Raw genomic sequence first — 7,162 nt, forward strand, 5'->3', positions numbered from 1 at the left:
CCACCATGAACTCGATGACGCGTCGACTCGTCATCGGCACGGCCGCCGTGTCGATGACGCTGTCGCTCGCCGCCTGCGGGGACGACAAGTCCTCGTCCTCGGGCAACCAGTCCATCGGACTGCTGCTGCCCGAGCGCTCCTCGTCCACCCGCTACGAGGCGTTCGACAAGCCGTTGATCCAGACCTCGGTCGAGGGGCTGTGCACCAAGTGCACCCTCGACTACGCCAACGCCGACGGCGACGAGAAGGTCCAGAAGCAGCAGTTCGACGCGCTGCTCTCGCGCGGGGTCAAGGTGATCCTGCTCGACCCGGTGAACGCCGCCGTCACCGCGCCCTGGGTCGAGGAGGCCAAGAAGAAGGGCACCAAGGTCATCGCGTACGACCGGCTGGCCGCCGGCGACGTCATCGCCTACATCTCCTTCGACAACCAGCGCACCGGCGAACTCCAGGGCCAGGCCCTGCTGGACGCGATGGGCCGGGCCGGCAAGAAGCCCGCCGACTCCGAGATCCTGATGATCAACGGCGCGGAGACCGACCCCAACGCCGGCGCCTTCAAGACCGGCGCGCACCTGGCACTGGACGGCAAGGTCAAGCGGATCGCCTACGAGCAGTCCGGCGAGTGGAAGCCCGACGTCGCTGCGTCGAAGATCGACGAGGCGGTCTCCAAGCTCGGCAAGAACGGCTTCCAGGCCGTCTACTCGGCCAACGACGGCATGGCCGGCGCCATCATCGACGCGCTGCACAAGGCCGGCCGCACCGACGTGCCGGTCGGCGGGCAGGACGCCTCGCTGGACGCGATCCGCCGGATCCTCACCGGCGAGCAGGCGTACACCATCTACAAGCCGTACCAGCCGGAGGCCGAGGCCGCCGCCAACATGGCGGTCTACCTGGTCAAGGGCATCGACATCACCTCGGTGGCGGCCGCCGTCACCCAGTCCGGCGACAAGCAGATCCCCTCGATGCTGCTCACCCCGGTCGTGGTCACCAAGGACAAGATCGCCGAGACGGTCATCGACGGCGGCCTCTACAAGGCCGAGGAGATCTGCACCCCGCAGTTCGCCAAGGCCTGCAAGGACGCCGGCATCCCCGGCTCCTACTGACCGGAGCGGGCGGCGCGACGCCTTGTGCGGGGGTGCCGCCCCGCCCGCTCCACCACCGGCCGCTCCGGCCCTTCCGGCCCCGGCCGTTCGACCCCGGGCTGCTCCGTTCCGGGCTGCTCCGTTCCCGGCCGCTCCGGCGGTTCGACCCCGGGCTGCTCCGCTCCCGGCTGCTCCGCTCCCGGCTGCTCCGGCGGTTCGACCCCGGGCTGCTCCGCTCCCGGCTGCTCGGCGGTGACGGCCCGCCAGACCGGGACGGCCAGCACCACCATGCCGGCGCCGAACAGCAGGAAGGTGCCGGGCGTGCCCAGCAGCCGCTGGAGCAGCAGGCCGACGGCCGCGCCGGCCGGCATCGCGCTCATGATCGCCGCCCGGTAGGCGCCGCCCACCGCGCCGCGGATCCGCGGCGGGGTCAGCCGCTGGCGGATCGTCACGGTGAGCACGCCCCACATGCCGCCCAGGCAGCTGCCGACCGTCATCGCCGCGAACAGCGCCGGGCCGTGCAGGAACACCGGCGCGGTGAACACCAGCCCCCAGCCGAGCCGGGTCGCGCACAGCACCGGCGCACTGCCGAAGCGGCGTTCGGCCCGGTGCGCGGTGAGCGAGCCGATCGCGGTGCCGACGCCCACCGAGCTGAGCAGCACGCCGTAGCCCGCGTCGCCGAGGTGCAGCGGGCCGCCGGTCGCGTACACCACGAACAGCGCCAGGAACGAGGTGTTCGCCAGCGTGGTGAGCACCCCGGCCAGCGTGATCACCCGGATCACCCGGTTGCGCAGCAGGAACGCCGGACCGTCCCACACCCCCGACCGCCCGGCCCCGCCCTGTTCTGCCGCTGCCCGTTCTACCGCTGCCCGTTCTGCCGCTCCCCGTTCTGCCGCTGCCCGGTGCGCCCGTTCCGGGTCCGGGACGCGGCCGGTCCCGGGCGGCAGGGCGGTGAGCCGCAGCATCGAGCCCAGGTAGCCGGCGCCCGCGACCAGGAAGGTGGCGGGGGCGGCCAGCGCGGTCAGCCAGCCGGCCAGCGCGGGGGCGACGAACTGGCCGGTGACCCGGACGGTGGTGGCGAGCTGCCCGTTGGCCCGGGCCAGTTCCGCGGCGGGGACGACGGTCGGCAGGACGGTCTCGCTGCTGGTGTTGAACACCGTCTCGGCGGTGCCGACCAGGAACGCCAGGGCGAGCAGCAGCGGCAGCGACAGCGCCCCGGCCCAGGCTGCGGCCCCGATCCCGAGGATCAGCAGCGCCCGCGCCCCGTCCGCGGCCACCATCAGGCCCTTGCGCCCGGCCCGGTCGGCGAGCAGCCCGGCCGGGATGCCGAACAGCAGCCACGGCACCGTGCTGACCGCCATCACCAGCGACGAGGCGTTCACCGACCCGGTCAGGTGCGCCACCACCAGCAGCAGGCCGGTGCGCAGCACGCCGTCGCCGGTGTTGGCCAGCACGGACGCGCCGAGCAGCACCCGCAGCGGCCGGTTCCTCCGATCTCCCACGGCCGAAAGCTAGTACCCGAACCGCCGTGGCGGTGCGTCCCGCTGACGACTGGGAGGGAGATCACAGGACGGTGACCCGGTACCCGCGACGGCACGGGCTGTGATGCACTGGGCGCCTGCCGAACGATGGGGAGCGTGGCGACATGGACTTGCAGACCGACTACTTCCGGGCCGAGGACGAGGCCGCCGTGCGCAAGGTGATGGCGAGCGGGACGCGCCCGGCCGCCGAGGCGTTCGAATCGGTGCGGGCCCGGGGCATCGACCCGACCGTGGTCCTGCCGCGCCTGGTGGCCGCGCTGCGCGAGGAGAGCGACTCGGCCCAGGCCCAGGCGCAGTCCCCGGTCCAGACCCCCGACCTGGCCCCGGCCCCGACGCCGGCCCCGGCGCCGGTCAAGGACGGCCCGGACCGCTCGGTGTGGCCGACCGGCCTGGAGCCCTGGCACGAGGAGGGCCCGGGCGCCGCCGTCGACTTCGAGGACCCGTGGATGACCGGCCCCTGGGTGGTCGAGCTCCCCGACGAGACCCGCGACGCCCTGGCCGGCATCCAGCGCAAGCGCCTGCCCCGGCTCACCAGCCAGTGGGCCCGCACCGAGGAGGTGAAGAACGTCGAACGGATCGAACTCATGAAGCTGATCCACCAGTTGGGCGTCCTGGCCCGCCGCGCGAAGCAGGACGGCCAGCACCTCTACTGCGCCCTGACCGCCTGAACCGCCCGGCCTCCCGAGCGTCCGGCCTCCCGGCCCTCCGGCCTCCCGACCGCCCCGTGCGCTACGCCTTCTTCCGCGCCCCCGGCCCGGCCGCCGTCCTGGCGGCCTTCGCGGCCGGACCGGCCCGGCACGATCCGGCCGCCGCCTTCGACACCCGGTACCCGTCGGGGGCGGGGGCCGGCGACGTCCTCGAACTGCTCGACGAACTGCTCCTCCCGCTCCCGGACACCGGCCTGGTCGAGCGCACCGTCTGGCCGCCCACCACCCGGCCGCCCACCTGTTTCGCCGTCCCCGGCGACCCGTGGACCACCGGCCCCTGGGCCCACCAGCTCTCCCCCGCCGCCCGCGACCTCCTCGCCCGCTCGCCCGCCGGGGTCCTGCGGGCGCTGCGCCCCTACGGCCAGGCCCCGCCCGCCGCCGCGCTCGCCGTCCTGCCCGTCCTGGCCGCCCTGGCCCGCCGCGCGGCCGCCGCCGGGGAGCAGCTCTACTACTGGCTGGACGCCCCGCCCCCGTCCCCGCCGGACTGACCTCGACTCTTTCCCGTCCCCTTCCCGGCCCGCTGGGTCGCCGCGATGCAGGCGACCACCGCCAGCGCGGTGGGCACGGCGGTGGCGGGCAGCGTCTCGGCGAGCAGCAGGACCGCCCAGCAGAGCGTCAACAGGGGCTGGGCGAGCTGGAGTTGGCTGGCGCGGGGCACGCCGATCGCGGCCATGCCCCGGTACCAGACGACGAAGCCGCCGAACTGCGAGACCGCCGCCAGGTAGGCGAGGCCGGTGAGGCCGTGCCAGTTCCCGTGCACGGGTTCGGCGGTCAGCGCGAGCGCGCCGGTGAGGGCGTTGACGGGCAGCGCGGCGACCACGCCCCAGCCGATGACCTGCCAGCCGGGCAGGTCCCGGGCGAGGCGGCCGCCCTCCGCGTAGCCGAACGCGCAGACCAGCAGCGCCCCGAACAGGTAGAGGTCGGCGGTGGTCAGTCCCGCGCCGCCGCTCTGCTGGACGGTGAAGGCGAGGACGACGGCGGCCCCGGCGAGCGCGGCGAGCCAGAACGCGCGCGGCGGACGGGCCCCGGCCCGCAGCCCGCCGACCCGCAGCGCGCCGACGGCGGCGGTGGCCAGCGGCAGCAGGCCGATGACGACCGCGGAGTGCGCGGTGGAGGAGAGCCGCAGCGCGAGCGTGGAGAGCAGCGGGAAGCCGACCGCGCAGCCCACCGCGACGGCCGCCAGCCCCGGCCAGGCCGAGCGGGGCGGGACGCGGGCACCGGCGGCCAGCAGGCAGACCCCGGCGAGCAGCCCGGCGAAGGTGCCGCGCAGGCCGGTGACCGTCCACGGCCCGAAGCCCTCCAGGGCCCAGGCGGTGGCGGGGAAGCTGAACGAGAAGGCGAACACCCCGAGGGCGGCCTGGGCGGTGCCGCCGACCGCTATCGGGCGGAGCATGGTAGCGCTATCGTGTGCTGACATACAGGACGGTAGCAGTTGCCGCCCGCCCGCCGGAAGCATCCCTGAGAGGTAGGGCCGATGACCGTCCAGGAGCTCACCGACGTACTGCGCAGCACGGTGTTGCGCTACTCCCCGGGCGAGCGGATCCCCAGTAGCAGGGAGCTGGTGGAGCGCTACCGGGTCAGTCCGGTGTCGGTGTCCCGGGCGATCCGGGAGCTGGTCGCGGAGGGCGTGGTGGTGTCCCGGCCGGGGGCGGGGGTGTTCCGGGCCGAGCCGCGGCCGGGGCCCGCCGCGCGGGGGGACTTCTCCTGGCAGGAGGTGGCGCTCAGCGCGGAGGCGGGGGCGCCGCCCGCCCGGGTGGTGGACGCCTCGGGGGTGCTGGCGGCGCTCGCGCTGGCCCCGCCGGAGGTGGTCGACCTGAACAGCGGCTACCCGCACGCCTCGCTGTTGCCGGAGCGGGCGCTGGCCGGCGCGCTGGCCCGGGCCGCCCGGCGGCCCGGCGCGTGGGGGCGGCCGCCGCTGGAGGGGCTGCCGGAGCTGCGCGGCTGGTTCGCCCGCGAGGCGGGCGGCGGGGTGACGGCGGCGGAGGTGCTGATCACCGCGGGCGGGCAGAGCGCGTTGACCTGCGCGCTGCGTTCGCTGGCCCCGCCGGGCGCGCCGGTGCTGGTCGAATCCCCCACCTACCCGGGCCTGTTGGCGATCGCCCGGGCGGCCGGCCTGCGCCCGGTGCCGGTGCCGGTGGACGCGGACGGGGTGATCCCGGAGCGGCTGGACGAGGCGTTCGCGGTGTCGGGGGCGCGGCTGTTCGTCTGCCAGCCGCTGTTCCAGAACCCGACCGGCACCGTTCTGCCCGCGGGGCGGCGGCGGGCGGTGCTGGCGGCCGCGAAGCGGGCGGGGGCGTTCGTGGTGGAGGACGACTTCGCCCGGCTGCTGGCCCACCCCGGCGCGGGCGAGTTGCCCGCGCCGCTGGTCGCCGACGACCCGGACGGCACCGTGGTGCACGTCCGCTCGCTGACCAAGGCGGCCTCGCCGAGCCTGCGGGTGGGCGCGCTGGTGGCCCGCGGACCGGCGCTGGCCCGGCTGCGCTCGGTCCAGGCGGTGGACTCGTTCTTCGTTCCCCGGCCGCTCCAGGAGGCCGCCCTCGAACTGGTCACCTCCGCCGACTGGCCGCGCCACCTGCGCGCGCTGGCCCGGGAGTTGGCCGACCGGCAGCAGCTGTTCGCCGCCGCCCTGGCCCAGCGCGCCCCGGCCCTGCTGCCGCCGCTGCTCCCCCGCGGCGGGTTCCACCTGTGGCTGCCGCTGCCCGCCCAGCTCGACCCGGCGGCGTTCACCGCCGCCGCGCTGCGCCACGGCGTCGCCCTCTCCCCGGGCCGGAACTACTTCACCGCCGAGCCCGCGCCCCGCACCCGGGTCAGTCTCGCGGCCGCCGAGACCCGGGCCCAACTCGCCACCGCCGTCGACCGGTTGGCCGCCGCGCTGGAATCGCTCGACCTACCGCCGTCCTGACGGGCAGTCAGTGCGCGAGCTCCAGCAGCGCGATGCCGGCCAGCACGGTGGCGCTGGCGGCCAGCCGCAGGGTGCCGAGGCGTTCGCGCAGCACCAGGGTCCCGATCAGGGCGGCGATGACGATGGAGGTCTCGCGCAGCGCCGCGATGGCGGGCAGGTCGCCGACGGTCTGCGCCCAGACCACCAGCCCGTACGCGGTGAGCGACATCAGCCCGCCGCCGAGCCCGACCACGGGGTTCGCCCGCAGGGCGGGCAGCAGGGTGCGGCGGCGGACGGCGGCCACCGCGACGAGCACCGCCAGGCCCTGCAGGACGAACATCCAGGCGATGTACCCGGCGGCCGAGTCCGCGGCCCGGACCCCGCCCGCGTCCACCACGGTGTAGCCCGCGATCAGCACACCGTTGCCCAACGCGGCCCCGATCGCCGGGAGTTGCCCCCGCCCGGGGAGGCCGCCGACCAGCGCCAGCCCGGCCAGGCCGAGTGAGATCACCGCGACGGCGGCGAGCTGTCCGGCGGGCAGCGGGCGGTGCAGGACGGTGGCGGAGAGCAGGGCGACCACGGCCGGGGAGGTGCCGCGGGCGATCGGGTACAGCTGTCCGAAGTCGCCGAGGCCATAGGCGCGGGCCAGCAGCAGCTGGTAGCCGGTCTGGAGCGCGGCGGAGGCCAGCAGGTAGGGCAGCGCGTCCGCACCGGGCGGCGGGACGAACAGCGCGAGCAGCACGCCGAAGGCCACGAACACCAGGTTCATCTGCGCGATCCCGGCGATCCGGTCGCGCACCCCGTGCACCAGCGCGTTCCACACGGCGTGCAGCAGCGCGGCGGCCAGCACCACGAACGGGACGGCGCCCTGGGTCACCGCTCCCCCCTCCACAGCAGTCGAACCCCGAAAGATGTACAGCCAACTTAGCGCCTGTCATCGCCCCACCCACCCCC

General features: G+C 75.6%; 7 protein-coding genes. 4 read left to right on the top strand and 3 right to left on the bottom strand.

Annotated elements, in window-relative coordinates; translation table 11 throughout:
* The first annotated feature begins 5 nt into the window (after window positions 1-5).
* Complete coding sequence (locus IH44_RS0127945; RefSeq protein ID WP_030462522.1) at window positions 6-1,100, top strand: sugar ABC transporter substrate-binding protein; 1,095 nt, start codon at window positions 6-8, stop codon at window positions 1,098-1,100.
* On the opposite strand, the gene IH44_RS0127950 is transcribed toward IH44_RS0127945, so the two are convergent.
* Window positions 1,094-2,581 carry an MFS transporter gene (locus IH44_RS0127950; protein WP_081967167.1) on the bottom strand — a complete coding sequence of 496 codons (1,488 nt, stop codon included), beginning with the start codon at window positions 2,579-2,581 and terminating at the stop codon, window positions 1,094-1,096. The genes IH44_RS0127945 and IH44_RS0127950 overlap by 7 nt on opposite strands.
* 143 nt (window positions 2,582-2,724) lie before the next feature.
* Here IH44_RS0127950 and IH44_RS43130 point away from each other — a divergent pair, with 143 nt between their 5' ends.
* Window positions 2,725-3,288: a hypothetical protein gene (locus IH44_RS43130; RefSeq protein ID WP_051817399.1), complete on the top strand. Its 564-nt coding sequence runs from the start codon at window positions 2,725-2,727 to the stop codon at window positions 3,286-3,288.
* Window positions 3,289-3,344: 56 nt separating this feature from the next.
* Entirely contained in the window at window positions 3,345-3,815 is a 471-nt protein-coding gene (locus IH44_RS43135) for a hypothetical protein (RefSeq protein WP_051817400.1), read from the top strand.
* Here the strand turns inward: IH44_RS43135 and IH44_RS0127965 are convergent.
* The gene (locus IH44_RS0127965; RefSeq protein ID WP_051817401.1) at window positions 3,776-4,744 is read right to left on the bottom strand and encodes a DMT family transporter; all 969 of its coding nucleotides are present in this window, start codon (window positions 4,742-4,744) and stop codon (window positions 3,776-3,778) included. The two genes, IH44_RS43135 and IH44_RS0127965, sit on opposite strands and share 40 nt — an antisense overlap.
* A 57-nt stretch (window positions 4,745-4,801) precedes the next feature.
* Here IH44_RS0127965 and IH44_RS0127970 point away from each other — a divergent pair, with 57 nt between their 5' ends.
* Entirely contained in the window at window positions 4,802-6,229 is a 1,428-nt protein-coding gene (locus IH44_RS0127970; RefSeq protein WP_030462527.1) for a PLP-dependent aminotransferase family protein, read from the top strand.
* Window positions 6,230-6,236: 7 nt separating this feature from the next.
* On the opposite strand, the gene IH44_RS0127975 is transcribed toward IH44_RS0127970, so the two are convergent.
* Complete coding sequence (locus IH44_RS0127975; protein ID WP_030462528.1) at window positions 6,237-7,085, bottom strand: DMT family transporter; 849 nt, start codon at window positions 7,083-7,085, stop codon at window positions 6,237-6,239.
* Window positions 7,086-7,162 lie beyond the last annotated feature (77 nt).

The organism is Kitasatospora sp. NRRL B-11411 (assembly GCF_000721345.1).
Taxonomy (GTDB): Bacteria; Actinomycetota; Actinomycetes; order Streptomycetales; family Streptomycetaceae; genus Kitasatospora; species Kitasatospora cineracea.

What these genes read in the sequence shown, in the direction of transcription:
- IH44_RS0127945 (WP_030462522.1), top strand. Translation starts at nt 6, where the DNA reads ATGAACTCGATGACGCGTCGACTCGTCATCGGCACGGCCGCCGTGTCG.
- IH44_RS43130 (WP_051817399.1), top strand. Translation starts at nt 2,725, where the DNA reads ATGGACTTGCAGACCGACTACTTCCGGGCCGAGGACGAGGCCGCCGTG.
- IH44_RS0127965 (WP_051817401.1), bottom strand. Translation starts at nt 4,744, where the DNA reads ATGTCAGCACACGATAGCGCTACCATGCTCCGCCCGATAGCGGTCGGC.
- IH44_RS0127970 (WP_030462527.1), top strand. Translation starts at nt 4,802, where the DNA reads ATGACCGTCCAGGAGCTCACCGACGTACTGCGCAGCACGGTGTTGCGC.